This window comes from Serratia sp. GW822-FHT06D09 (genome assembly GCF_058799515.1).
Genome location: NZ_JBXALO010000009.1, coordinates 50,944 through 76,391, shown reverse-complemented (window position 1 = coordinate 76,391; position 25,448 = coordinate 50,944). Strand labels below are relative to the sequence as shown.

Sequence of the window (25,448 nt, the reverse complement as noted above, 5' to 3'; positions counted from 1 at the left end):
TGGTGGAGCTAGACGGGATCGAACCGTCGACCTCTTGCATGCCATGCAAGCGCTCTCCCAGCTGAGCTATAGCCCCAATCCACAATCACGAAATCCTGTGAACGGGGCGCATAATATGAAACCCCTGAAAAACTGTCAACGGCTAAATTGAATTAGTCGATCAAGCGCTGAAAAAGCCGCCAAATCAGCGCGTTTCACGCTAAAAAATCGCCATGACGGACAAAAATCAGCCATCGCCGCCTGACTTCACAAAAAACAAAAAACCTTATCCATTGTGTTGATTTTTAATTAACGGAATGTTAGCGAAATACCCTTGAGTCATCTCGCCCACAGGCATAGACTTCCCCGCGTCTTAAATCCCACAACAATAAACCGAGTCAGTTATGTCGTTGCATTCACCAAAAGAAATCGCTGCGTTAGCCATTCAGGCTGGCGTAAACAAAAACCGGGCGTCGCTTGCCAACCTGCTCATTCTGGGCTTTCTCGCCGGTGCCTTTATCGCGACCGGCTTCCTGTTGGATATCCACGTGATCGGCACCCTGCCGGCCGAATGGGGCTCCTTCGGCGCATTGCTGGGCGCTGCCGTCTTCCCGATAGGGCTTATCCTGACGATTCTGGCCGGCGGCGAGCTGCTGACCGGTAATATGATGACCTTGCCGATAGCCTGGTTTGCTCGCCAAATTTCGCTGCTTGCTGTCGTGCGCAACTGGTTCTGGGTCACCCTGGCCAACTTCGTCGGTAGCCTGGCCGTCGCCTATTTCTTTGGCCACCTGCTAGGCTTGACCGAGGGCGCCTTCCTGCACAAAACCCTGTCCATTGCACAAGCCAAGGTAGATGCCGACTTCCTGCACGCCTTTATATCCGGCGTAGGCTGCAATTGGTTGGTGTGCCTGGCGGTGTGGCTGGCCTTTGCCAGCAAGGATGTGCCGGGCAAAGTGATTGGCATGTGGTTCCCGGTGATGGCGTTTGTCGCCATCGGCTTCCAGCACGTGGTGGCGAACATGTTTATTATCCCGGCGGCCATTTTTGCCGGTGGTTTAAGTTGGAGCCAATACCTGCCCAATTTCACGGCCGTGTTTCTCGGTAACGCGCTGGGCGGCGCCGGTTTCGTCGGCCTGATGTACTTCCTCGCCTACCGCCCCACCGTGCCGGCCGCTGAACAGGCCTGATCGACAGCGACAAAAAAAGCCCCGGGATTGCTCCACGGGGCTTTTTCATTATAGGCTCAGAAACTATCAGGCCTGAGCTTCACGCCCGGCGATATAAGCCAATGCCAGATCGATACGCTGTAGAGAACGTGCCTGACCGATGGCATGCACGGTCACATCCATGCCTGGTGACTGACCGGCACCGGTGACCGCTACGCGCAGCGGCATACCTACCTTGCCCATACCGACGCCCAGCTCATCAGCCGTGCCCTGAATGGCATCATGCACGTTTTCCGGCGTCCAGGCGGTAATGGCCGCCAATTTGGCGCGTACCGCTTCCAGCGGCTGACGTGCAACCGGGCGCAGGTGTTTTTTCGCAGCGTCAGCGTCGAACTCGCTGAAGTCTTCGTAGAAGTAACGGCAAGACTCAGCCATTTCCTTCAACGTTTTGCAGCGCTCGCCCAGCAGCTTAACGATATCTTTCAGCTCTGGACCGTTGCGGGTTTCAATGCCCAGTTGCTCCACGTGCCACGCCAGATACACGGCAACTTCTTCGGCCGGCATATGGTTAATGTAATGATGGTTCAGCCACTGCAGCTTTTCGGTATTGAAGGCGCTGGCGGATTTGTTGATCGCTTCCAGCGTGAAGAACTCTTTCATCTCATCAATAGAGAAGATTTCCTGATCGCCATGTGACCAACCCAGACGCACCAAATAGTTCAGCAACGCCTGCGGCAGATAACCGTCATCGCGATACTGCATCACGCCCACGGCACCGTGACGTTTAGACAGCTTTTTACCGTCGTCACCGAGGATCATCGAAACGTGGGCGTATTCCGGTACCGGTGCGCCCAGCGCTTTCAGGATGTTGATCTGGCGCGGGGTGTTGTTGATGTGGTCTTCACCGCGGATCACGTGGGTGATTTCCATATCCCAGTCGTCGATCACCACGCAGAAGTTATAGGTCGGCGCACCGTCGGTACGACGAATGATCAGATCATCCAGTTCCTGGTTGCTGAATTCGATCGGACCACGGATCTTGTCATCGAAGATTACCGAGCCTTCCTGTGGGTTACGGAAACGCACCACGTGCGGCTCGTCGTCGGTGTGGCTGCATTGGCTGTCGCGGCAGTGGCCGTCGTAACGCGGTTTTTCACCGTTTTCCATCTGCTTTTCACGCAGCGCTTCCAGACGTTCCTTCGAGCAATAGCATTTATAAGCAGTTCCCTGCACCAGCATGTCGTCAATCACCGCGTTATAACGGTCAAAACGCTTGGTCTGGAAGTACGGGCCTTCGTCCCAATCCAGGTTTAACCAGTTCATGCCATCCATAATTGCGTCGATCGCATCCTGGGTCGAGCGTTCCAAATCGGTATCTTCGATACGCAGAACGAACTCACCGCCCGCATGGCGAGTGAATAGCCAGGAGTAAAGCGCAGTACGGGCGCCACCGACGTGAAGATAGCCGGTTGGGCTCGGTGCAAAACGGGTTTTGATTTTCATTGGGTTCACTGCCTTATTACGCAACGCATGTCAGCGGTTGCCGACGATTGCTCGGAATTTAAAAAAGTGGCCGACATTGTATCACCACGCGCTAATTCCTCAACGCTGACACGATATTGCTGCATCAGCTTTCATCATCTCTGCGGCGCTTTTCGCATAACAATGTGCAAAGAATCAGCATTGCTGGCGATAAATATCGCATCCTGTTTAAATTTGCGGCGAACGATTGAAATCATTTTAAAAACCGTTGACTCACTTTCAACTATCCCTATAATGCGACTCCAACAAGACGGGGCGATTAGCTCAGTTGGTAGAGCATCTCCTTTACACGGAGGGGGTCGGCGGTTCGAGCCCGTCATCGCCCACCATCTTGTTGAGCAGTAAAGCAGTAAGAAATGAGAAGAATGAGGGTGATTAGCTCAGTTGGTAGAGCATCTCCTTTACACGGAGGGGGTCGGCGGTTCGAGCCCGTCATCACCCACCACTCATTCTCTTGTTTAGCAGTACCTGGAAGTCCTGAAGTGGGTGATTAGCTCAGTTGGTAGAGCATCTCCTTTACACGGAGGGGGTCGGCGGTTCGAGCCCGTCATCACCCACCACTTCTGCGGGTCGTTAGCTCAGTTGGTAGAGCAGTTGACTTTTAATCAATTGGTCGCAGGTTCGAATCCTGCACGACCCACCAATACAGAAAAAAGCGCCTTTTGGCGCTTTTTTCGCATCTGCGCCACCTTATTCCCGCAAACTCATTGATCACATACTCCGCCGTATCGTGCTGGATGAGAACCTGCGTTCAGGTTCGAGCCGAGCGAAGCGAGACGACAACGCACAGCGTTGCCCGCAGGGCGAGGCCAGAGGCCGAGTCAATCCTGCACGACCCACCAATACAGAAAAAGCGCCTTTTGGCGCTTTTTTCGCATCTGCGCCCTGATAATCTCTATAAGCCTCACCACGTCCGCCCTGCCCCTGAAAATAATCATCCCCCTGCGCCGCCAATAGAAAAGGCGCTGCAAGCAGCGCCCTTGGGCTATCCTGGCGTTGCCGAGCGGATTATCAGGCCGCCAGCGTCGCCCCGCCGTCAATCACGATATCCTGCATGGTGATATGGCTGGCGCGATCGGAAGCCAGGAACAAAATGGCATCGGCGATTTCCTGCGGCTGGGCAATTTTCCCCAGCGGAATACCCAGCTTGAACTGTTCCGGGAAACCGTTGATGGTGTTCTGTTCCCCCGTTTCGTCCTGCCACATGCCGCGCTGCATCGGGGTATTGGTCGAGCCGGGCGAAACCAGGTTGCAACGTACGCCATAAGGCGCCATTTCCAACCCCACGGTTTGGCACAGGCTACGCAACGCCGCTTTGGAAGCGCAATAGGCCGCCATGCCAACACGCGGCACATGCGCCGCATTGGATGCCACGCTGACAATAGCGCCGCGTCTCTGGCGACGGAATACCGGCAGGGCATGGCGGAACATATTGAATGCACCCCCGGCATTAACCGCCAGGCAGGCCAGCCAGTCTGCGGTGCTGGTTTCGTCCGCCAGCCCCATGCGCAGAATACCGGCGCCGTTGACCAACACGTCCAACTCACCCTGCTCCGCCAGCAAACGCCCGCACAGGGCATCTACCGCATCGCTGTCGGCGATATCCAGCACTTCGGTGCGAAACGCGTATTCCGGCTCGCCAAAATGCTTATCGAAACCAATTACCTCGGCACCGGCCCGCACAAACGCCAATGCGGTCTCCAGGCCAATCCCGGCGCCCGCGCCGGTAACCCAGACTCGTTTGCCGGCAAAATCGCCCTGTTGACTCATCAGGCTTTCCCCTCTGACAACAGCGCCCACCAACCATCAATGGTCGGGTTCTTGGCCAGAGCGATAAAATCGATATCGCCGCGGATCTTACGCCAGCGCGCCGCCAGCTCCATGATCCGCACTGAATCCAGACCGTAGTCGATCAGGTTCTCGTCGTCACCCATGTCTTCGCTGTCTTCGTCGAGGAAAGGCATGATTTGCTGACGCAACGCCGCTTTGCTGGTGATCCCTGGCAGCAGCTCGGCGGTGGTAACCACGCGGCCACAGCGGCCGGCCGTGTAACGCAGCGCCATCAGGTGCTCTTCGCGGGAGAAGTCGGCCAGACCATCAGCAACCATAAACGGCTGAATGTTACGCATAAAGGCATCGATCGCCGTGGTCATGCAGCCGATATGGGCGTAAACACCACAGATGATCAGCTGATCGCGGCCTGACTCCTGCAGAATTTCCTGCAGCGGTGAACGGTGGAAGGCGCTGTAACGCCATTTCACCAGCACAGTGTCGTCTTCTTCCGGCGCCAGCGCGGCGACCACCGCCTGTTGCTCCGGGTGCTTGTTCAATCCAGGCCCCCACATATCATTGAGCAACGCCCGATCTTCATCGCTCTGCTGATTAGGCTGCGCGGTGTAAAACACCGGGATGCCCTGAGATTTGCAGTAGCGGCGCAGGTTGGCGATGTTCTCCACTACCTGTTTGATCAACGGGCTGTCTTCACCCCAGAAATTCAGAAAATACTGCTGCATGTCGTGGATCAACAGTGCAGCGCGCTGCGGTTCCACCGTCCAGCTCACTTTGTTGGTCGGCAGTTCAGCCTGAGTCGGCAACGCGTAATCATTAAGTTTTGGAATGGCCATGACTTATTCTCCCTGGACCTGAGTCAGTTGTTGCGCCTCCAGGCGTTGGCGCAACAGTTTTTTATCCACTTTGCCAACCGGGGTGAGCGGCAGCGTCTCAACCTGTATAAAGCGGTCGGGTAATTTGAATTCGGCCACGCCCTCGGCGCGTAAATGGCGACGCAAAACGACCGGTTTCAATGGGCTGGTGGCGATAATGTAGGCGCAGCTTTTTTCGCCCATCAACTCGTCCGGCATCGAAACCAACGCCGCATTGATCACTTCCGGGTGACGCAGCAGCAGGTTTTCGATCTCCTCGGCGGCAATCTTCTCCCCACCGCGGTTGATTTGGTCTTTCTGCCGCCCTTCAACCTTCACGTAGCCGTCTTCAGTCAGGCTAATCAAGTCGCCGGAGCAGTAGAAACCGTCTTTATCGAAGGCGGCGGCATTATGGTCCGGGCTTTGGTAATAACCGCGGAAGGTATAGGGGCCACGGGTCATCAGACGCCCGGTCTCGCCGACAGGCAGCGGATTACCGTCGTCATCGGCCACCCATAGCTCGTCATCCGGCGACATCGGGCAGCCCTGAGTAGTCAAAATATGTTGGTCGTCATCATCCAGCCGGGTGTAGTTCACCAGGCCTTCCGCCATGCCGAACACCTGCTGCAGCTGACAGCCAATTTCGGCCGGAATGCGCGCGGCCAGGGTTTCCCCCAGCTTGGCACCGCCCACCTGCAACAGCTTCAGGCTGGCCAACTGCTGGCAACCTCCCCATTCCTCAATGGCCTGCAGCCACAGCGTTACCGCCGGTGGCACCAGCGCCGTCACGTTAATCTGGTGCTGTTCTATTAAGCGGAAGCATTGCCCGGCATCCGGATCGCTGGCGAACACCACCAGCCCACCACCATAAAACACGCCCAACACGCCAGGCGAGCTCATCGGATAGTTGTGTGCTACCGGCAGTGCGCACAGATAACGGGTTTCGTCATCAAAATGACAAATCTCCACGCTGCGGCGAATGCTGTAGTAGTAGTCGTTGTGGGTACGTGGGATCAGCTTCGGCGTGCCGGTACTGCCACCGGAAAGTTGGAAGAACGCTACCTGATCGGCCGCGGTTGGCGCAGCCACGAAATCGCCGCAATCCTCTTCCAGCCAGCTCGCCAGCGACTGCTCACCCTGTTCCTCACTGCGCAAAGCGACCAGGCGCAATGAAGGATGTTCAGCGCGAAACGTCGTCAGGAATTCGTCGTTACCGAACAGGCCATGCTGACGATCGGCAATCAGCAACGCCGGTTTGATCTGCGCCGCATAGGCGTTCAGCTCATTGCGTTGGTGGCTAAACAGCGCATTCACCGGCACCACGCCAATTTTCAACAGCGCAAAGAAAGTCACGTAGAACTCGACCACGTTACCCAACTGCACCAGCGCGGTATCACCGCTGTGAATGCCCCGACGCAGCAAGGCCGCAGCCAGCCGATCGGAGAGTTGATTAAGCTGGCGATAGCTCAGGCTGCGTTGCGGGTCGATCAGCGCGATGGCGTCATTTTTAGCCTGGCGGGTGATGATGTCGGTCAATGGCCGGTCGGTCCAATATCCCCGTTCGCGATAGCGACGGGCTAGTGCCTCAGGCCAGGGAGTAAAAGCAATGCTCATGGAAATGTCTATCCTTGGTTCAGGCCAAACGCCCGCGAAATGGTACTGAGTTTGGTGCCGGTTTCGTGCCATTCAGATTCCGGCGAAGAGTCTTGCACAATGCCGGCTCCGGCAAAGAGTCGCACCTGGTTACCCTGCACCGTGCCGCAGCGGATGGTCACTACCCACTCCCCGTTGCCTTCGGCATCACACCAGCCGACGATGCCGCCAAACAGGCCGCGATCAAAAGGCTCCAGTTGCTTGATCACCTGATGCGCCAGCGCCGTTGGCGTACCGCACAGCGCCGGTGTCGGATGCAGCAGGCAGGCCAACGACAACGCGTTTTCCGCCCGGCTGGCGGCCTCGCCGTCGATTGGCGTAGACAAGTGCCACAGCGTGGTGGTGCTCAATAATTCAGGCGAGGTGGGAATGTTCAAATAACTGCAGCGATCGGCCAGCACCTGCCGCATACCTTCGGTAACAAACTGGTGCTCGTAGAGATCTTTCTCGGAAACCAACAGCTGTTGGCTGACTTCACGATCCCGCTGCGGGTCGGCGTCACGGCGGGCGGAGCCTGCCAGCGGGTTGGAATAAAATTGTGCGCCGGATTTACGCAGCAGCAGTTCAGGGCTGGCGCCCAGCAATGCTCCTTGTTCCAACGGCACATGGAAATGGAAGCCATGCGGGTTTTGCGCGATGATACGCGCCATCAATACCTGACTGTCTACCGGTTCGCGTGTTTCAATCTCCAACAGGCGTGACAGCACCACTTTATCCAGTTGGTCGCCACGGGTTGCTTCCACCGCATCTGCCACCATCTGCATGAAAGGCTGTTGTGCCGGCACTTCATTTTGGCTGATAATTTCCGGTAGGGCTTCCTGTGGTGAGGTTACGCCAGCCAAAAAGGCATCGCGCTCAAACCACTGGGTGTGCTGGGGAATAAAAAGCGCAGAGGGTTGATGAGTATCGAACGGGATCGCGCCGCACAGGACCGGGTTTTTCACCCCCGCCAGTTTGGCTTCGGCAAAAGCATGCCGTACCGCCTGCTGGAACTCGCCGTTAAGCTGATCCCCGCCCTGGGCCGGCAGCGTGATTTTGGCGAAGCAGCCCTGGGTGCTCAGGCTACGGAAAGGAGAGGTAAAGAAAAAGCCGGAGGTCGGCGACACGCCTGCTACGGACGACTCGCTCTCCTTGCTGTGCGGCTTCTTCTGCCCGGTACCCTTTACTGTCACGCTCATCGGTTCTCCCTTTCGTATCATGAACAATAACCTGTATAATAATGATTATCATTTGTATTGAATCGCGTTAAATTACCCTCGTGAATATGCTATGTCAATAAATGTAAACAGTTCTTCTATTCATTATCGTGCTATAAAACCAGCAGTTTTAATTATATAAATGATAAGTATTACTATTTAAATTCTAAGGAATGCTTTATGAAGAAGAACCTGTTCTTCGGCTTCGCACTGTTTGGCATGTTAGCCATGGGTGCAGCCCATGCCACAGAGGCCGGTTGGCCGCGTAAAATCGAAACTTCACACGGCGTAGTCACCCTGCAGCAGCCCCCTACCCGCATCGTTTCCACCAGCGTAACCGTCACCGGCACCCTGCTGGCGATTGATGCGCCAGTGATCGCCAGCGGCGCCACCACGCCCGGCAGCCGTCTCGCGGACTCACAAGGTTTCTTCCACCAATGGAGCGCTATCGCAACGCAGCGCGGCGTAAAGCGCCTGTACATTGGTGAACCCAACGCAGAAGCCATTGCCGGTGAAGCGCCCGACCTGATCATCATCTCCGCTACCGGTGCCGACTCCGCCGTACGCCTGTACGATCAGCTGTCCGCCATTGCCCCGGTGCTGGTGGTCAATTACGACGACAAAAGCTGGCAGGCGCTGGCGATAGAGCTGGGCCAGGCCACCGGGCACGAAGCCGATGCGCAAAAAATCGTTGATGATTTCGATAGCCGGGAAAAGTCACTCAAACAACGTATGACGCTGCCGGAACAACCGACCTCCGCTCTGGTCTTCAGCGCCGACGGCAAGTCAGCCAACCTGTGGACCGCCGAATCTTCCCAGGGGCAAATGCTCAAGCAGCTGGGTTTCACCCTGGCGGTTCCGTCTGACAAGCTGAACAACAGCCGCAGCATGGGTATGCGAAAGGACATCATTCAGCTCGCCGGGGAAAACCTGGCGGAAGGGCTGAACGGCCAGACGCTGATGCTGTTTGCCAACAACGAAAGCGATGCGCAGCGGCTGATGGCCAATCCTTTCCTCGCTCACCTGCCGGCGGTGCAGCATAAGCGGGTTTATGCGCTGGGCAATGACACCTTCCGACTGGATTACTACAGCGCCAGCAACCTGCTGACGCTGTTGGAAAAACAGTTTATTTCTCAGTAGATCCCGCGGCGGGCTGGAGATCGCTTTCCTGCCCGCCAAGGCTCACCTGACGCAGACCTTTCATCGCGAACGCCAGTACCACACCCAGTACCGCCACGCCAAAACCGAAGCTGGTTGAAGTCATGGCCGGCAACATAAACGCCCCCATCGCCCCCAGCAGCAGGGCACCCAATGCGTCCCCCACCACGTTTTGCGCCGTCCACAGGCCATTAATGCGCCCCAGGAAAGCATCCGGCGTCAGGTTCTGAATCAGCCCGTACTGCAGTAATGAGTTCAATGCGCTCAGGTAGCCAAACACCACCAGGAAGAACAGTGCCAGACCGTACCAGGGCATCAGGCCGAACAGGCCGATAGCGACAAACGCGCCAATCGCCGTCATCAGCATCATCCAGCCCGGCCGCGCCACGTGCGCCACCCGGCCACTGGTAAAGGCGCCAATTGCCGCGCCCAGCGGCACGGCGGAATACATAAAGCCCAGCTGCGCCGCACTGACCTGCCACATGCCGGACATCGCCGGGTACAGCACTCGCACCGCGCTGGCCATGGTCAGCAACGCGCCGATCAGCGCCACCATGCCAATCACCCGGTTACGAAACAGGAAGCCAAATCCGCCGGCCAGTGCGCGCAGCGGATGCTCACGCGGCTGAGGGGGTGGCAACAGCTGTGGCAGCTGCAATAAAGGGATCAACGTCAGCAAGGTGCCGAAGGCCGCCAAAGCGTAGTTCCAGGTCACGCCGGCGTTGGCAATCACCAACCCGCCGATCGCCGGGGAAAGAATGGAGCCAAAACGCACCGTCAGCATGCTGATGGCACCGGCCTGAACGATATTTTCACGCCCAACCAGCGCAGGTGTCGCCGCCAGCAACGCCGTCACGCCTACCGCCCCGAAGAACCCGTCCCAAACCGCCAGCAGATAAATCAGCGTTAATGACGGCGCAGGTAAAGCGGCATTTAAACAAAGACCGATAAACCCAATACCGCAGGTGGAACGGGCAAAGAGGATCAGACGGCGGCGCTCGTAGCGGTCAGCCAGTACGCCCCCCATCAGCAAACCGGCAAACATGCCGCTGCCGGCCAGCGTCACGGACAACCCGACCAGCAGCGTCGACCCGGTCAGGGCCTGGATCTGCACCGGGATGGCAATGGCCATCAGCCCGAGCGCCAGAATGGAAATAAAACGCGCGCAGAACACAGCGCGAAAGGCGCTATTGGTCTTAAGCAGGCCAAAATCAAGCAAAATAGAGGGCTTACTCATTAGCTTTCTCACCACAACTAAAGAAAAGGGGCAGCGTCTGTGCTGCAATAGCGAAGGGACTCATGGTACCATAGATGAAAACAATCAATAATGATAATAAATATCATTCATATTCAATCAAATAATGGATTGTTATGTTACGGATTACACGCAATTGCACACCGTCCATTCCGCTGTCCAGGGATCGTCTTGCGGGTGGCACTCCCCGCTCATTTCGTCGCAAGCTGCTTGGCTTGCTGATTGCCGTTTGCGCCCTGTTGGTCGTCATGCTGCTCAGCCTGTCGCTCGGTGCCAAATCTATCCCCTTCGACACGGTTATCCAGGCGCTCAACGGCCAATGTAGCGGCGCCGACTGCACCATCATTACCAACGCCAGGCTGCCGCGCACGCTGATCGGCGTGCTCGCGGGTATCGCCCTGGGCCTGTCCGGCGTGCTGATGCAAACCCTCACCCGCAATCCGCTGGCCGACCCCGGCATTCTCGGCGTTAACGCCGGCGCGGGGTTTGCCGTGGTATTGGGCATCACTTTCTTTGGTGCCGCTCACGTCGGCGAATATCTGTGGTTCGCCTTTGCCGGCGCGATGTTTGCCGCCCTGCTGGTGGCGCTGATCGGCGCATTGGGCGGCAGCAGCCTGAACCCGGTTCGCCTGACGCTGGCCGGCGTCGCGCTGGCGGCGGTGCTGGAAGGCATGACATCCGGCATTTCCCTGTTGAACCCGCTGGTGTTCGATCAGCTGCGTTTTTGGCAGGCCGGTTCGCTGGATATTCAAAATATGCAGGTGGTGCGCACCGTTGCCCTGCCGATCCTGCTGGGCACAGCAATCACGCTGTGGATGAGCAAATCGCTGAACAGCCTGAGTATGGGCAATGAGTTAGCCACCGCGCTGGGCACCGGCATCGTCCGCACCCAGTTGCTGGGGTTGCTGGCGATCACATTGCTGTGCGGTGGCGCCACCGCCGCCGTTGGTCCGATAGCCTTTGTCGGGCTGATGATGCCGCACATTGCCCGGCGACTGGCCGGCTCCGAGTTGCACTGGATGCTGCCGTGGACCTTGGTATTGACCCCTATCCTGCTGCTGAGCGCCGATCTGATCGGCCGCTTCCTGGTCGCCGGTGAACTGCGCGTTTCCATCGTCACCGCGCTTATTGGCGCACCGCTGCTGATCATGCTGGTGCGCCAACGCCATATGTTCAGGAGGCAGCGCTAATGTCGATGTCCGCAGCCCGTCTGATGGCCAACCACAAGATGCGTGCCTTGTCGCGCCCGGCGCTAACCGCGCTGCTGCTGTTGCTTGCCGCTCTGGCACTGGCGATTTATGCCCTGGGTTCCGGCGCTTTGTCGCTCAGCGCTCTGCAGGTGATTGACGCCTTACGCGGTGAAGGCCCGGCCAACCTGGCGGTGATCGTTACCCAGTGGCGTTTGCCTCGCGTGATAATGGCGCTGTTGTTGGGTGCCGCGCTCGGTATCAGCGGCGCCATCTTCCAATCGCTGCTGCGTAACCCGCTCGGCAGCCCGGACGTCATCGGTTTTAATACCGGCGCTTACAGCGGCGTACTGGTGGCGATAGTGCTGTTTAACGGCGGCATTCTCGGCATCACCTCCGGGGCACTGGCCGGTGGCTTGCTGACCGCCGCGCTGATTTATCTGCTGGCATGGCGCAACGGCGTCGAGTCATTCCGTTTGATTATCGTCGGTATTGCCGTTCGCGCCTTGCTGGTGGCCGGCAATACCTGGCTGATCATCAGCGCTTCGCTGGAATCCTCCATGACCGCCGGACTGTGGAGCGCCGGTTCGCTCAACGGCGTGACCTGGGCGAAAAGTTTGCCGGTGCTGGTGGTGATTGCGCTGTGCTGCCTGCTGCTGTTGATGCTGGCCCGCCGCATGCGGCTGCTGGAGATGGGCGATGACACCGCCTGCGCACTCGGTGTGCCGGTGGAGCGCTCACGCGTGCTGCTGTTATTGGTCGGCGTTACCCTGACTGCCGCCGCCACCGCCGTCGCCGGGCCGATCTCCTTTATTGCGCTGGTGGCCCCCCAGATTGCGCGACGCCTGTGCGCCAACCGCAGCGTCCTGTTGCTGACAGCCCTGACGGGGGCCCTGTTGCTGCTGCTCGCCGATGTCGCGGCGCAACGCCTGTTTATGCCTTATCAGTTGCCGGTCGGGGTATTGACCGTCAGCCTGGGCGGCATTTATCTGATTTGGCTATTAATCCGTGAGTCACGAAAAAAATGAATGCTGAACTCTTACAGCCCGCGCCGTTACGCGCCGAAAACCTGACGCTCGGCTATGACAAAAAAATCGTCGCGCGCGACCTTTCCGTTTCTATTCCGCACGGTGAACTGACGGTCATTATCGGGCCGAATGCCTGCGGTAAATCGACCTTGCTGCGCACTCTTAGCCGCCTGATGCAGCCGCAGGCCGGTGCCATCTGGCTCAACGGCAAACACATTAGCGACTATGCCACCAAAGAGGTGGCTCGCCAGTTGGGGCTGTTGCCACAAAGCTCGACCGCGCCGGGTGACATTACCGTGTTTGATCTGGTGGCACGCGGTCGCTATCCGCATCAGCGCCTGTTCAGCCGCTGGCGTGAAGAAGACCAGCAGGCGGTCGAACAGGCCATGCGCTCCACCGGCGTGTTTGAACTGGCTGAACAGCCGGTTGATACGCTTTCCGGCGGACAGCGTCAGCGGGTCTGGATCGCTATGGTATTGGCGCAGCAAACGCCGTTGCTGCTGTTGGATGAGCCGACCACCTGGCTGGATATCAGCCATCAGATCGACTTGCTGGAACTGATGCGCCAGTTAAACCGTGAAAATGGCCATACGCTGGTGGTGGTGCTGCACGATCTCAACCATGCCTGCCGTTACGCCACGCATCTGATTGCCATGCGCGACGGTAAAGTGGTCGCCGAGGGGGCACCGAAGGATATTGTGACGCCGGAATTGATCGAAAAGGTCTACGGTCTGCGCTGCATGATCATTGACGATCCCGTCTCGCACACGCCGTTGGTGGTACCGCTGGGTAAGTAATCGAGATTGTAGGGGCCCAGCATGCTGGGCCCGCGTTAATCGGGACGAATATATTCGTCCCCTACCATCACTGGGTATTATAAAGCGCGAAGTATGCGGTTCAACAACGGTCCTAATACCTTGAACGACGTTGGTGAAACGATATCCACGTGCGCACAGTCCAGTTCATGAACCTGTAGCGCGTCCACATATTGCGACCAGGTCTGCTGAACATCCATCCCCTCCTGCAACGTCTGGCGCGCAACAAACAGCGTCGCTTGTCCTTTGAAGTTCGCCGTATGGGTGGCTGAAAGCAGACGAACCGAATCGGCATAGTTGGCTTCGATATTATCGAACATGGCTACGCGAGTTTCGCCCAATGCCGGATCCAGCGCATCTTCAGACACCGCCAGGAACTGCTGTCGTTCGCGCTGAACTTCTTTCAACACGTTGTCATCCAACATCACGTCCCAGTTTTGCGTTTCCGGCGGATAGGTATCCAGCAGCCCAAGGAAAGCCACTTCTTCGCCCCTTGCCTGTAAGCGCGCGGCAATACCTTGTGCCAGAGTACCGCCCAGCGAGTAACCGATAAAGTGATACGGGCCGTGCGGTTGCACTTGCAACACCGTCTCCAGATGCGCGTCGCATACCTGGTCCATATTTTCGCTCAGCGCCAACGGGCCATCCGGCCGTGGTGACTGAATGCCCACCAGCGACCAGTGCTGATCGATATAGCGCGGCAACACGCTGAACTGCCATGAGAAGCCGGACGCCGGATGCAGGCAGAACAGCGTTGGTCCTTCGGTGGTGCGCAGCGGCAGAACGCGGTCAAAACCGGTTTTGTCAGCTTCTTCCTGGGTGCGTTCTTCGGCCAACAGCTGCGCCAGCTGTTCCACGCGGGAAGCCACCATCACCTGCCCTACCGACACCGCCTTGCCCAGCTCACGCCGCAGCTCCGCCGCCAAACGCATCGCCAACAGCGAGTGCCCGCCGAGGGCAAAGAAGTCATCGTCGGCAAACACGGTTTCGCGTTGCAGCAGGCGAGCGAACACCGCAGCGATCGCCGTCTCTAGCCCCGCATGCGGCTCACGCCCTGCCGCGCGGGTTGCGCCCTGCGGTTGCGGCAACGCTTTACGATCCAGCTTGCCATTGGCACTCAGCGGCAGAGTCTCCATCTCGACCAGCGCCACCGGCACCATATGCGGCGGCAGGCGATCGGCCAACGCTGCGCGGAGCGCGTCCAGATCAAGGCGCACACCGGGCTGCGCCACCAGATAGCCCACCAGTTGACGGGCATCGCCGCCGCCAGGATCGGTTGGCGTATTTTCCAGCACCAGCGCGTGAGTCACCGCCTGTTTAATCCCCGGCAGCGACAGCAAAGCATGATCGATTTCACTCAATTCAATGCGTTGCCCACGTATTTTTAACTGATCGTCACTGCGGCCAAGGTATTCCACCTCGCCTCCCGGCAGCCAACGGGCGACGTCACCCGTGCGATACATCCGCCCGCCATCGCCGTCAGGATCGGCTACAAAGCGGCTGGCGGTCAGTTCCGGTCGCCCCAGATAGCCGTGCGCCAGTTGCACACCGGTAAGATACAAATCACCGGCGACGCCCGGCGGCACTGGCCGCAGGCGCGTATCGAGGATGCGTAAACCGGTGTTCCAAACCGGCAAACCAATCGGCACATTGGCGCCAGTGACGGCAGCCAAGGCTTCGCCCCAGGCCGGATGCCAGCTGACGTCCACCGCCGCTTCGGTCGGCCCGTACAGGTTATGCAACGGCACCGCAGTGCGGCTTTGCCACAGGCGGCACAGTTCCGCCGGCAAGGCTTCACCACTGCAAAATACCTGACGTAACGGCGCACAACACGCCACCGCCTGCGGGCTATCCAACGCGCTGACGAAGGCCGCCAGCATCGAAGGGACAAAGTGCATGGTGGTGACACGATGTTGATCAATCAGCTGGAGCAGCTGTTCCGGATCGCGGTGCGCTTCAGGCGGAGCCATCACTAACTGGGCCCCCACTATCAGCGGCCAGAAGAATTCCCATACCGAAACGTCAAAACTGCAAGGCGTTTTCTGCAGCACCACATCGCCTGCCGCCATAGGATACTGATGTTGCATCCACAGCAACCGGTTGACGATCGCCTGATGCCCCACCAACACGCCTTTCGGTCGCCCGGTCGAGCCGGAGGTAAAGATAATGTAGGCCGGGTGATGCGGCGTCGGTCCATTGAGCGTGACGTTGGCTGCGCTGTCTATCGACAACGGCGCGTCATACAGCAAGATCTCACCCTTGCCGGCAAAACGTGCCTGCTGGGTCGGTTCGGTGATAATCAGGCGCGGCGCAGCGTCCTCCAGCATCATGCCAAGACGCTCGTCAGGATAACCGGTATCCAGCGGCAAATAGGCCGCCCCGGCTTCGACGATGGCCATTAACGCCAGAGACAAAAAGACCGAGCGCGGTAAGGCGACGGCGACGATATCACCCGGTTGTACGCCCTGCTCCGTCAACTGACGCGCCAGCGCGGCAACCTGTTCACGAGTTTCGCGATAGGTAAATTGGTACTGCGCATCGGCCAGCGCCGGGGCGTCAGGGGTTTTCTGCGCCTGCTCAGCCAGCAGCCCGCTGAGGGTTTGCGCCTTCACCGGATGTGCCGTGTCATTAACCCGGGCCAACAGTTGGCGGTCTTGCTCGGTGAGCAAATCGGCATCGCCAATCGGCATCTGAGGCTGTGCGGCAAACTGACGCAACAACAGAGGCAGGCGTTGCAGATGCGCCGCCAGCTCATCACGCTGATAACGTTCGGCATTAGCCAACAGATCGACCTTCAGCGTACCGGCCTCGTCGAGGTACAACGCGATCTCCAGATCACGGACCGGCCCGGAAGCCAGCTCATGGGTGATGCCTTCGATACCGCCGAAGTCCAACTGGAAATCGAACATCTTAAAGTTGAATACCGTGCCGTACAGCGGTTGGGTATCGCCAATTCGCCCCAGATCGCGCTGCACCTGCTCCGCCTCGTAGCGCTGATGGCGGCGTACGATTTTTAACTCACGACCAATATTACCGGCGACCTCGCTCAGCGTAGCCTGAGGGTCGAGGTGCATTTCGATCGGCAAGACGTTAATCACCGGTCCGTTGGCACAGAGCGCGGCCGAACCGGTACGGCGCATAAAGATAAAACCGGCGCTGAAGCTGGCATGTCCACTCAGGCGTGAAACCCACAACGCAACCAGCGCCAGTGCCATATCTGCCACGCTGAACTGCTGCTGACCGGCGTTCACCAACTGCGTGAAATCTTGTCGATCGCACAGCTGTGACAAGCGGTGAATACGGGTGGTTGGCGTCTGCCCGACCAACGGCTGCGGGCAAAGGGTGGCAGGCGTCGGCAATTGCTGCGCCTTGTTCAACCAGAAGGCAGCGTCGCGCTGAGAGGTGGGTGATTGTGCATAACGCTGATATTCCTCGACCACTTCGCTGAATGCGCTGAAGGGCGTCGGATCCGGCCGTTCATTGTGCAACGTCCGGGTGTAAATATGGGCGATTCTGCGGGCAATGGCGGTAAAACTGAAGCCATCTACCAGAATATGATGATAACGCTGATACCAAAACCAGCGCTGTTCCGACAGGCGGATCAGCATATGACGATATAACGCATTGCCGCTACCGATGCGCAAATCACCGGACATATCCAACTGCATGAGGGCACGCGCCGCTGCAGCGGCATCGGGAGATTCGCTGAGATCGATGTATTCTACCGGCAGGATCGCCAGCTCGGGGTCATGCCACTGCATCGGCACCCCGTCACGCTCTTCAAAGCGGAACTGCAGGGTATCTACTTCCGACAGCCCCTGCTCAATCGCACGCAACAGGCACGCCTGATCCAGCGGGCCATTCAGCTCAATATAGTGGGAAACCGCATAGGCGTTGGCATGCGGCGAAATCTGATCGGCAACCCAGATCCCGGGTTGCGCGGCGACCAACGGCAGTTCAGTGGCGAACGGCCGTTCGGTCGGTAATAAATTCCGGTCTGACAAGGTACTGACTCCTGTTATCGGTATTGGCGCCATCACGCCTTACGCAGCGAGGCGGGCCGCATATCCTGCCAATGCTGTTCCAGCCAAATCACGCACAGCGAACGCGCCGCCGGGCCAAACACCGGCGTCCACCCCGCCGGCACTGCGCTAAAGTCTGGCCACAGGCTGTATTGCAATTCATCATTCTGCACAATCAGGCAGCTTTGTTGCTCGTCATCGAACGGGTTCAGAGTTTCCATCGCGGACTCCTTGGGCAGTGAAGGTTAGCTTGATCGAGGGGGCAGAGGATTGGTCCGCCCACAGTGCCTGCAGACCGTCTATCAGACCGCCACGCCAGCACAAATGATCGTGTCCCCCGGCCACCACCCGGTATTGCACCCGGTGACCGGCATCACGCAGCAAGTCCGCCATCCGATCGTTGACCCGGCGCGCCACTTTTTCATGCACGCCGGCTTCCATAAACACCTTCAGCTTGCCTTTGCCAACGCCCTGCTCAACCTGATGCAGTAACCAACCGGCATCGGCCGGAATTTCCGCAAGCTGATACATGTCGCGACGTGGCCACCAGAAAGAGCTGGACTGGCAAATCACCCCGCCGAAGCTCTGCGGCCAGTGCAGCCCGGCATACAGCGATGACAAGCCGCCAAAACTTTGGCCGCACACCAGAGTACGGGCAGGATCGCGCTGGTACGGCGCCCATTCGGCGACCTGCGGCAGCAATTCTTCTTGTACCGCCAGCCAGAAATCTGCATTGCAGGCCAGCTCCTGGGAGCGGTGTTTGAGATCGATAATGTCAATCAGCAGATAAACCGCTTCCGGCAGCTTGCCCTCGCGGGTCAACTGCATCAGCGGATCCCAGACCGGCATGTTGCTCGCCCAGAATTGACCGTCCAGCAATATCGCCAGCGGACGTTGTGTTGGATCGCCTTCGCCGGTGGTATAAACCCAGACGTTACGGGTATTGCCCATACGCTCGCTGTGCCAGCTGTGGCGCTGCAGTTTCGCCGGGGGTGCTGGAGTACAACGCCCGCTGGCGACCGCATAGCGATCGAAATCCTGCCAGGCCGGTTGCGGCAGCGCTTCCGGCATATGCAGACCTGACAATACATGGCCGCCGACACCGGCCCAGGAACGATGGGGATTCAGCAGGTCCTGGGTCGCACCGGCAAACACCTGATGCCACCAATGGCGGACCGAATGCATATTAACGTGCGCATCCTCATCACTGGGGGCCAATGGCCGGTCGTCCATACAGGGGATAAAGCAGTAGCTGCCGCGCCAGTCGGCGCTGAGCTCGGTCTGCCAGTACCAAACGTCGGTCCCTTCCAGCCGTTGCAGACTCTGCGGCGGCGACGACTGATGATGGTCGGTCAGACAATTGATGTGGATCCAGACGCGTCGATAGGCGGAAGTGAGTTCACATCCCTGGGGGTCACGCCATAAAAAGGTGACCTTCCCGCGTCCATCCCCTTGCAGCTCCACCAGCGGCGTGCCGCGTTTGGCGATATTCAGCCACCATCCATGGCGCCCGGCGTGCTTGCTTGATAATAATCTGCTGCTTTCTGACTCGGATTTTGTTTTCAAACGCCTATTCACTATTTAGCTGGCAGCTTCAGGAAAGCCGGTAATTTCGCGGCGCGAGGCGCTGCCCAAGAAAACGGTAAGTCGAATACTATTGATAATTATTTGCGTTTGCAATAGTGTGTGTAGGCTCGTAAACAGGGCAGGTATTCTTCAACAGGGACGGATGCCGAATTTAAGCGCTGAATCCAATGTCGTGGCCGCTGCGTCTTGGCCGATTGGGTTTCTCTTTCCGAAAACAAAAAACTACAACCGCCCTTCTCATAGCCGGAGAGCTACTGCTTCGGTGCCCGGAGAAAGGCAGCAAGGTAGGAACTCTCAGATGAACAGCAAATTATCACGTTATTCCTTAGCCACACTCATCGGGTTAGGGTTAGGCGCGTCCGCTTTTGCACACGCCGCACAGCAAACCGACACCAGCCCAGAAACAGACAAGGTCGCCAAAAGTAAAAAAGAAGCCGCCGAGGACACTATTGTTGTCACTGCCGCCAAGCAAAACCTGCAGGCACCTGGGGTTTCTACCATTACCGCCGACGAAATCAAAAAGCGCCCACCTGCCCGTGATATCAGCGAGCTGATCCGCACCATGCCCGGCGTTAACCTGACCGGTAACTCCACCAGCGGCCAGCGCGGCAACAACCGCCAGATCGATATCCGCGGCATGGGCCCGGAAAATACCCTGATCCTGATTGACGGCAAACCGGCCAGCAGCCGCAACTCGGTGCGTCAGGGCTGGCGCGGTGAGCGTGATACCCGCGGCGATACCGCCTGGGTCCCGCCGGAAATGATTGAACGTATCGAAGTGCTGCGCGGCCCCGCGGCAGCCCGTTACGGTAACGGCGCCGCCGGCGGCGTGGTCAACATCATCACCAAGAAGAACACCAAAGAGCTGCACGGCTCGCTGAACACCTATTTCGACGTGCCGGAGCACAAGCAGGAAGGCTCCACCAAGCGTACCGACTTCAGCCTGTCCGGCCCGCTGACCGACCAGTTGAGCTTCCGCCTGTTCGGGGGTTACAGCAAAACTCAGGCCGATGCCTGGGACATTAACGAATCGCATAAATCCGAGCGAGTGGGTGCCTACGCCAGCAGCATTCCTTCCGGCCGTGAAGGGGTGGTAGATAAAAATATCGACGCCTTGCTGCACTGGGACTTCGCGCACCTGCAGTCGCTGGAGTTTGAATATTCCTATGGCCGTCAGGGCAACCTGTACGCCGGTGACACTCAGAACACCAACACCAATGCGCTGGTACAGAGCAACTACGGCAAAGAAACCAACCGTATCTACCGCGAGACCTTCGGCCTTAACCACCGCGGTGCCTGGGATAATGGCGTCAGCACCAATAACTACGTTCAGTTCGAGCGCACCCGCAATACCCGCCTGAACGAAGGGTTGGCCGGCGGTACCGAAGGTATCTTCGACGCTAAAAACGAAGGCTTCGGCACCACCAAGCTGGACGATTTCCTGGCGCACAGCGAAGTCAGCGTGCCATTTGAACTGGGCGTGACGCAAACCGCCACCCTGGGTACCGAATGGAACCAGCAACGCATGAAGGACGGTTCATCCACCAGCCAAACGATGTTGGGGGGCACCATTCCCGGTCAAGGTAGCGGTACTCGTAGCCCTTACGCATCCGCCCATATCTTCTCGCTGTTTGCCGAAGACAACATGGAGCTGACCGACAGCACCATGCTGACGCCGGGCCTGCGTTACGATCTGCACTCCGAAGCCGGTAACAACTGGAGCCCGTCGCTGAACCTGTCACAGGAACTGGGCGACAACTTCACCCTGAAAATGGGCATCGCCCGCGCCTACAAAGCGCCTAACCTGTACCAGACCAACCAGAACTATTTGCTGTACAGCAAAGGTCAGGGGTGTTCGTCCAGCGATGTCAAAAATGGCTGCTATCTGCTGGGTAACGACGACCTGAAGGCGGAAACCAGCGTCAATAAAGAAGTCGGGGTGGAATTCCACAATGAAGGCTGGCTGGCCGGCGTGACTTATTTCCGCAACGATTACCACAATAAAATCGAAGCGGGCAATAGCCGTATCGGCACCAGCAGCACCGGCACAGCCGTGTACCAATGGGAAAACGTGCCGAAAGCGGTAGTCCAGGGCCTGGAAGGCACGTTGAACGTGCCGGTCAGCGAGACCGTCTCATGGAGCAACAACGCCACCTATATGATCGAGAACAAGAACAAGAGCACCGGCGACTACCTGTCGGTGATCCCCAAGTTCACCATCAACTCGACGCTGAGCTGGCAGGCGACCCAGGATCTGTCGATGCAATCGACCCTGACCTGGTACGGCCGTCAGAAACCGAAGAAGTACAACTACCAGGGTAAACCGGTCAGCGGTACTGAAACCAAGGAAGTCAGCCCTTACGCCGTGGTAGGTGCCAGCGCGACCTATGATGTGACCAAAAACATCAGCCTGACGGCGGGTATCGACAACCTGTTCGACAAACGTCAGTTCCGCGAAGGTAACTCGCAGAACGTGGGTGACCCAACCACCGGTGCCATTAACATTGCCGGTGCAGGTGCCGCCACCTACAACGAACCGGGCCGTACTTACTATATGAGCGTGAATACCCATTTCTAAACGGCCAGCTTAATCAAGACTGCTAACCCCCACTAAGGGGCTAAACCGGTAGGGGTCGAACATGTTCGACCCGATTAAATCCAGTGTTTATGCAACTGGGCGCTGCATGCAGCGCCCCTACCATAAAAAAGCAGAGCCGATTGCCAACGACCTAAGGGGCTGCCATGCAGCCCCTTTTTTATTATTTCTCCAGCGAAACCTGTTTGAAGATGTGTTTGCCGAAGGGATCGATCTCGTAGCCTTTCACCTCTTTGCGCACCGGTTCAAAAATGGTCGAATGGGCAATCATCAACGCCGGCATCTGATCATGCATCATCACCTGTGCCTGTTCATACATTGCCACCCGCTTGGTGTGATCGTTTTCCTCACGCGCTTGCGAAATCAACTTGTCGAACGACGGATAGCACCACTTGGCCGAGTTCGAACCGCCGTTGGCCGACACGCAGGTAAACAACGGGCCAAAGAAGTTATCCGGATCGCCATTGGCCGTAGTCCAGCCCATCAATGCCGTTTGATGCTCGCCATTTTTTATCCGCTGCAGATACTCGCCCCACTCGAAGGTGACAATCTTGGCCTTCACGCCAATCTTCGCCCAGTCGGACTGGATCATCTCCGCCATGCGTTTGGCATTCGGGTTGTAGGGCCGCTGTACCGGCATCGCCCACAGATCTATCGCAAAGCCCTGCTCCAGCCCTGCCTCTTGCAGTAACTTTTTGGCTTTCTCCGGGGAATACGGGTAATCCTCAATCTTGTCATTGCTGCCCCACTGGGTCGGCGGCAACAGGTTCTTCGCCGGCTGGCCCGCGCCGTGGAACACCGCTTCGAGGATCGCTGGTTTGTTCACCGCCAGCGCCAGCGCCTGCCGCACCTTGACGTTATCCAGCGGTTTTTTCTGGGTATTGAACGCCAGGAAACCGATATTCAGACCGGACTTCTCCATGACCTGGATATTGGGATCCTGACGCATGCGTGTCAGATCCGCCGGGTTAGGAAACGGCATGACCTGGCACTCATTTTTTTGCAGCTTGGCATAACGCACCGCCGCATCCGGGGTAATTGAGAACACCAGACGGTCAACCTTGGGTTTGCCTTCCCAATAGTGGTCGAACGCCTTATAGAGGATCTTCGCATCCTTCTGGTACTGCACCAACTGGAAGGGACCGGTGCCGATCGGGTCGTTGTCCACCCGCTGCGGGGTACCGGCCTTTAGCATCGCATCGGCATATTCGGCGGAGAGAATGGTGGCGAAATACATGCCGAGATCGGCCACGAATGGCGCTTCGGCACGTGAAAGTTCAAAGCGCACGGTGTTATCGTCCACTTTGACAATGTTGTTGATCAACGTGCCGAACTCCATCGACTCAAAGTTGGTGTAAGCGCCGTTGGAAACCTTGTGATAAGGGTTATTGGCGTCTTTTTGCCGCATGAAGGAGAAGATGACGTCGTCGGCGTTGAAATCGCGGGTGGGGGTAAAGTATTTATTGCTCTGGAATTTCACCCCCTTGCGCAGGTGAAAAGTGTAATTTTTGCCGTCTTCGCTCACCTGCCAGCTTTCGGCCAGGCTGGGCTGCAGCTCAACGGTGCCGGTTTTGAAGTCCACCAATCGGTTATAGATCGTCGCCGAACTGGCGTCCACCGTCGGGCCCGAGGTAAACAACTGCGGGTTAAACCCTTCCGGTGAGCTTTCAGAACAATAAACCAGCGTACTGGCGCGCGCACCGCCCATCACTGCCAAAGCCAATAATCCCAGCGTCATTGTGAGTGTTTTTGTTTTCATCCTGCCATCCCCGGTATAGAAAATAGACTCGATGGATACCAATAAATCATGAAGTTAGGGATGTAAAGAACAAATTTTAGGCATAAAAAACGGGGAGCGCCGCGTACGGCATTCCCCGTGGTTTTTACGCTTGATGAAATTAAATCATCTGGCTGAAGTTCATCTGCGCCATCAACTTGTAGTTGTCGGCGTAATCGACCGGAATGGCCACCACGACCGGCCCCTGGATTTCCATCGCCTTGCGCAACATGGGCCGCAGGTCATCCACCGACTGCACCGCAAACCCGACCGCCCCGCACGCCTCGGCATAGGCTTTAAAATCGATAGGGCCGAATTCCACCCCGGATTTGCGGCGGTATTTGTTCACCTCCTGCATTTCCACCATGTTGTAGGCGTTATCCACCCAAATCACGTGCACGATGTTATTTTTCAGCCGCACGGCGGTTTCCAGTTCCATGCTCGACTGCATAAAACCGCCGTCGCCGGAAATCGACACCACTTTGTCGCCCGGCCGCACCAGCGCCGCGCCGATAGCCCACGGCAGCGCCACCCCCATGGTCTGCTGGCCGTTGGAAATCAGCAGTTGGCGCGCACGGAAGCTGTAAAGGTAACGCGCAATCCAAATGTGGAAACTGCCCATGTCCACACACAACGTCACGTCGTCGCTGACAATATCCTGCAGCTCTTTGACGATGCGCAGCGGGTGGATTGGCATACCGCCGCGCCGTGCGGCACGTTCCGCCAGTTCGGTACGCTGGCGACCAAGATCGCTGAGGATCGATTCCACTTCGGCCGGCACGCTCACCACGCTGTTAAAGGCTTCGGTCATCATGTCGAGCGTGGCGCTGATATTGCCCACCAGCTCGACGTCCGGACGATAGCAGGTATCGATGTCCGCCGGCAGCACGTCGATATGCACCAGTTTCAATCGCCCCTGGCTGTTCCACATGCAGGGATCGTATTCGATCGGGCCATAGCCGACGCTGACCACCAAATCGGCTTTCTGCAGCAGCTGGTCGGCCGGTTGGTTGTTGAACAAGCCGACGCGGCCGGCAAAGCGTGCAAAGTGATTAACGTCGATCACCCCTGCCGCCTGGTAGGTCCCCACTACCGGCATATGGGTGCGATGCAGCAGTTGGCGCACCGCCTCGCTATTTTCCGGGCGGCTGGCCTGCAGCCCCAGCAACAACACCGGGCACTTCGCCTGTTGGATCAGCTTAACCGCGGCGCGAATATCCTCGGCAGCGGCGGCCCCCATTCGCGGCAACCGACATCCCGCCAGCACCGGGGCGCTGACTGGCTCATTGACGATGTCCATCGGCAGGCTGACAAAAGACGCCCCCGGACGGCCGAATTCGGCGTGGCGGAAAGCGTTGGCAATCACTTCAGAAATCGCCGAACCGGCATGCACTTCGGCACAATACTTGGTCACCGGCCGAAACATACTGACGGTATCCATGCTCTGGTGGGTCTGTTTGAGGTTGTCGGCACGCTTCACCGCCCCGCCGAATGCCACGACCGCATCCCCTTCCGAGGTGGCGGTCGCCAGCCCGGTGATCAAATTGGAACTGCCCGGCCCGGAGGTCACCAACGCCACCCCGGCCTTACCGGTCAAACGCCCCACCGCCGCCGCCATAAACGCCGCGTTGGCCTCGTGGCGCACCACCACCGTTTCTATCGACGGCGCGTCTTCCAGCGAATCGAATACCCGGTCAATCTTGGCGCCCGGAATACCGAATACGTGTTTAACCCCCTGCGCCTCCAGATTTTTCACCACCAAATCTGCGCCACATGCCCAGTTATTGTCTGTTTTTGCCTTGTTCATGGAATACCTCCTGAAAATACACCCAGGACTGTCGC

At 57.9% G+C, this 25,448-nt stretch carries 17 protein-coding genes, 5 tRNA genes and 1 other RNA gene; 11 read left to right on the top strand and 12 right to left on the bottom strand.

The annotated features are described in order from the left end of the window. A tRNA-Ala gene (locus AC1RKG_RS19720) sits at positions 1–76 on the bottom strand. A gap of 307 nt (positions 77–383) precedes the next feature. Between AC1RKG_RS19720 and AC1RKG_RS19715 the strand changes: the two genes are divergently transcribed. Beyond that, positions 384–1,169 (top strand): formate/nitrite transporter family protein, encoded by a 786-nt coding sequence (locus AC1RKG_RS19715; RefSeq protein ID WP_493183620.1) that lies wholly within the window; start codon positions 384–386, stop codon positions 1,167–1,169. Between the two features lie 66 nt (positions 1,170–1,235). Here the strand turns inward: AC1RKG_RS19715 and gltX are convergent, their stop codons facing one another. Further along, positions 1,236–2,651 carry a glutamate--tRNA ligase gene (gene gltX, locus AC1RKG_RS19710; RefSeq protein WP_020827961.1) on the bottom strand — a complete coding sequence of 472 codons (1,416 nt, stop codon included), beginning with the start codon at positions 2,649–2,651 and terminating at the stop codon, positions 1,236–1,238. Positions 2,652–2,943: 292 nt separating this feature from the next. Between gltX and AC1RKG_RS19705 the strand changes: the two genes are divergently transcribed. The 5 genes from AC1RKG_RS19705 (at position 2,944) to AC1RKG_RS19685 (ending at position 3,532) form a co-directional block, all read left to right on the top strand. Next, positions 2,944–3,019 (top strand) — tRNA-Val (locus AC1RKG_RS19705). A 40-nt stretch (positions 3,020–3,059) separates the two neighbouring features. Then, positions 3,060–3,135 (top strand) — tRNA-Val (locus AC1RKG_RS19700). A gap of 39 nt (positions 3,136–3,174) precedes the next feature. Beyond that, positions 3,175–3,250: transfer RNA gene (locus AC1RKG_RS19695), tRNA-Val, on the top strand. A gap of 7 nt (positions 3,251–3,257) precedes the next feature. Further along, positions 3,258–3,333 (top strand) — tRNA-Lys (locus AC1RKG_RS19690). Between the two features lie 73 nt (positions 3,334–3,406). After that, positions 3,407–3,532, top strand: a non-coding RNA gene (locus tag AC1RKG_RS19685) — RtT sRNA. A 169-nt stretch (positions 3,533–3,701) separates the two neighbouring features. Here AC1RKG_RS19685 and dhbA read toward each other — a convergent pair. Genes dhbA through AC1RKG_RS19665 form a run of 4 tightly spaced genes read right to left on the bottom strand, consistent with a single transcriptional unit; the run spans position 3,702 to position 8,163 of the window. Further along, the gene (gene dhbA, locus AC1RKG_RS19680; protein WP_020827962.1) at positions 3,702–4,460 is read right to left on the bottom strand and encodes a 2,3-dihydro-2,3-dihydroxybenzoate dehydrogenase; all 759 of its coding nucleotides are present in this window, start codon (positions 4,458–4,460) and stop codon (positions 3,702–3,704) included. After that, positions 4,460–5,314 carry an isochorismatase gene (locus tag AC1RKG_RS19675; protein ID WP_020827963.1) on the bottom strand — a complete coding sequence of 285 codons (855 nt, stop codon included), beginning with the start codon at positions 5,312–5,314 and terminating at the stop codon, positions 4,460–4,462. The genes dhbA and AC1RKG_RS19675 overlap by 1 nt, the downstream gene beginning before the upstream one ends. 3 nt (positions 5,315–5,317) lie before the next feature. Beyond that, positions 5,318–6,946 (bottom strand): (2,3-dihydroxybenzoyl)adenylate synthase, encoded by a 1,629-nt coding sequence (locus tag AC1RKG_RS19670; RefSeq protein WP_493183619.1) that lies wholly within the window; start codon positions 6,944–6,946, stop codon positions 5,318–5,320. Positions 6,947–6,954: 8 nt separating this feature from the next. Then, positions 6,955–8,163, bottom strand: a complete 1,209-nt coding sequence (locus AC1RKG_RS19665; protein ID WP_493183618.1) for an isochorismate synthase — start codon at positions 8,161–8,163, stop codon at positions 6,955–6,957. Between the two features lie 198 nt (positions 8,164–8,361). Between AC1RKG_RS19665 and fepB the strand changes: the two genes are divergently transcribed. Beyond that, positions 8,362–9,321: a Fe2+-enterobactin ABC transporter substrate-binding protein gene (gene fepB / locus AC1RKG_RS19660; protein ID WP_048760950.1), complete on the top strand. Its 960-nt coding sequence runs from the start codon at positions 8,362–8,364 to the stop codon at positions 9,319–9,321. Here fepB and entS read toward each other — a convergent pair. Then, positions 9,308–10,576 carry an enterobactin transporter EntS gene (gene entS, locus AC1RKG_RS19655; protein ID WP_020827967.1) on the bottom strand — a complete coding sequence of 423 codons (1,269 nt, stop codon included), beginning with the start codon at positions 10,574–10,576 and terminating at the stop codon, positions 9,308–9,310. The genes fepB and entS overlap by 14 nt on opposite strands. A 134-nt stretch (positions 10,577–10,710) precedes the next feature. Between entS and fepD the strand changes: the two genes are divergently transcribed. Genes fepD through AC1RKG_RS19640 form a run of 3 tightly spaced genes read left to right on the top strand, consistent with a single transcriptional unit; the run spans position 10,711 to position 13,606 of the window. Beyond that, positions 10,711–11,784 (top strand): Fe(3+)-siderophore ABC transporter permease, encoded by a 1,074-nt coding sequence (gene fepD, locus AC1RKG_RS19650; RefSeq protein ID WP_122079950.1) that lies wholly within the window; start codon positions 10,711–10,713, stop codon positions 11,782–11,784. Continuing rightward, the gene (gene fepG / locus AC1RKG_RS19645; RefSeq protein WP_493183617.1) at positions 11,784–12,809 is read left to right on the top strand and encodes an iron-enterobactin ABC transporter permease; all 1,026 of its coding nucleotides are present in this window, start codon (positions 11,784–11,786) and stop codon (positions 12,807–12,809) included. The genes fepD and fepG overlap by 1 nt, the downstream gene beginning before the upstream one ends. Beyond that, complete coding sequence (locus AC1RKG_RS19640; protein WP_020827970.1) at positions 12,806–13,606, top strand: ATP-binding cassette domain-containing protein; 801 nt, start codon at positions 12,806–12,808, stop codon at positions 13,604–13,606. Before fepG ends, AC1RKG_RS19640 begins: the two co-directional genes overlap by 4 nt. Before the next feature lie 77 nt (positions 13,607–13,683). Here the strand turns inward: AC1RKG_RS19640 and AC1RKG_RS19635 are convergent, their stop codons facing one another. Genes AC1RKG_RS19635 through fes form a run of 3 tightly spaced genes read right to left on the bottom strand, consistent with a single transcriptional unit; the run spans position 13,684 to position 19,212 of the window. Next, positions 13,684–17,628: an enterobactin synthase subunit F gene (locus tag AC1RKG_RS19635; protein WP_493183616.1), complete on the bottom strand. Its 3,945-nt coding sequence runs from the start codon at positions 17,626–17,628 to the stop codon at positions 13,684–13,686. A 32-nt stretch (positions 17,629–17,660) separates the two neighbouring features. Further along, positions 17,661–17,867: an MbtH family protein gene (locus AC1RKG_RS19630; protein WP_142814728.1), complete on the bottom strand. Its 207-nt coding sequence runs from the start codon at positions 17,865–17,867 to the stop codon at positions 17,661–17,663. Then, positions 17,842–19,212 carry an enterochelin esterase gene (fes, locus tag AC1RKG_RS19625; protein WP_493183615.1) on the bottom strand — a complete coding sequence of 457 codons (1,371 nt, stop codon included), beginning with the start codon at positions 19,210–19,212 and terminating at the stop codon, positions 17,842–17,844. The genes AC1RKG_RS19630 and fes overlap by 26 nt, the downstream gene beginning before the upstream one ends. Positions 19,213–19,531: 319 nt before the next feature. On the opposite strand from fes, the gene AC1RKG_RS19620 reads away from it, so the two are divergent. Further along, positions 19,532–21,811, top strand: coding sequence for a TonB-dependent siderophore receptor (locus tag AC1RKG_RS19620; protein WP_493183614.1), 2,280 nt, complete (start codon positions 19,532–19,534; stop codon positions 21,809–21,811). A gap of 181 nt (positions 21,812–21,992) precedes the next feature. Here AC1RKG_RS19620 and AC1RKG_RS19615 read toward each other — a convergent pair whose 3' ends face one another. Next, positions 21,993–23,588, bottom strand: a complete 1,596-nt coding sequence (locus AC1RKG_RS19615; RefSeq protein WP_493183613.1) for an ABC transporter substrate-binding protein — start codon at positions 23,586–23,588, stop codon at positions 21,993–21,995. A gap of 139 nt (positions 23,589–23,727) precedes the next feature. Beyond that, a complete protein-coding gene (gene alsS, locus AC1RKG_RS19610) occupies positions 23,728–25,413 on the bottom strand; it encodes an acetolactate synthase AlsS (RefSeq protein WP_020827976.1) in 1,686 nt (561 codons plus the stop codon). Positions 25,414–25,448 lie beyond the last annotated feature (35 nt).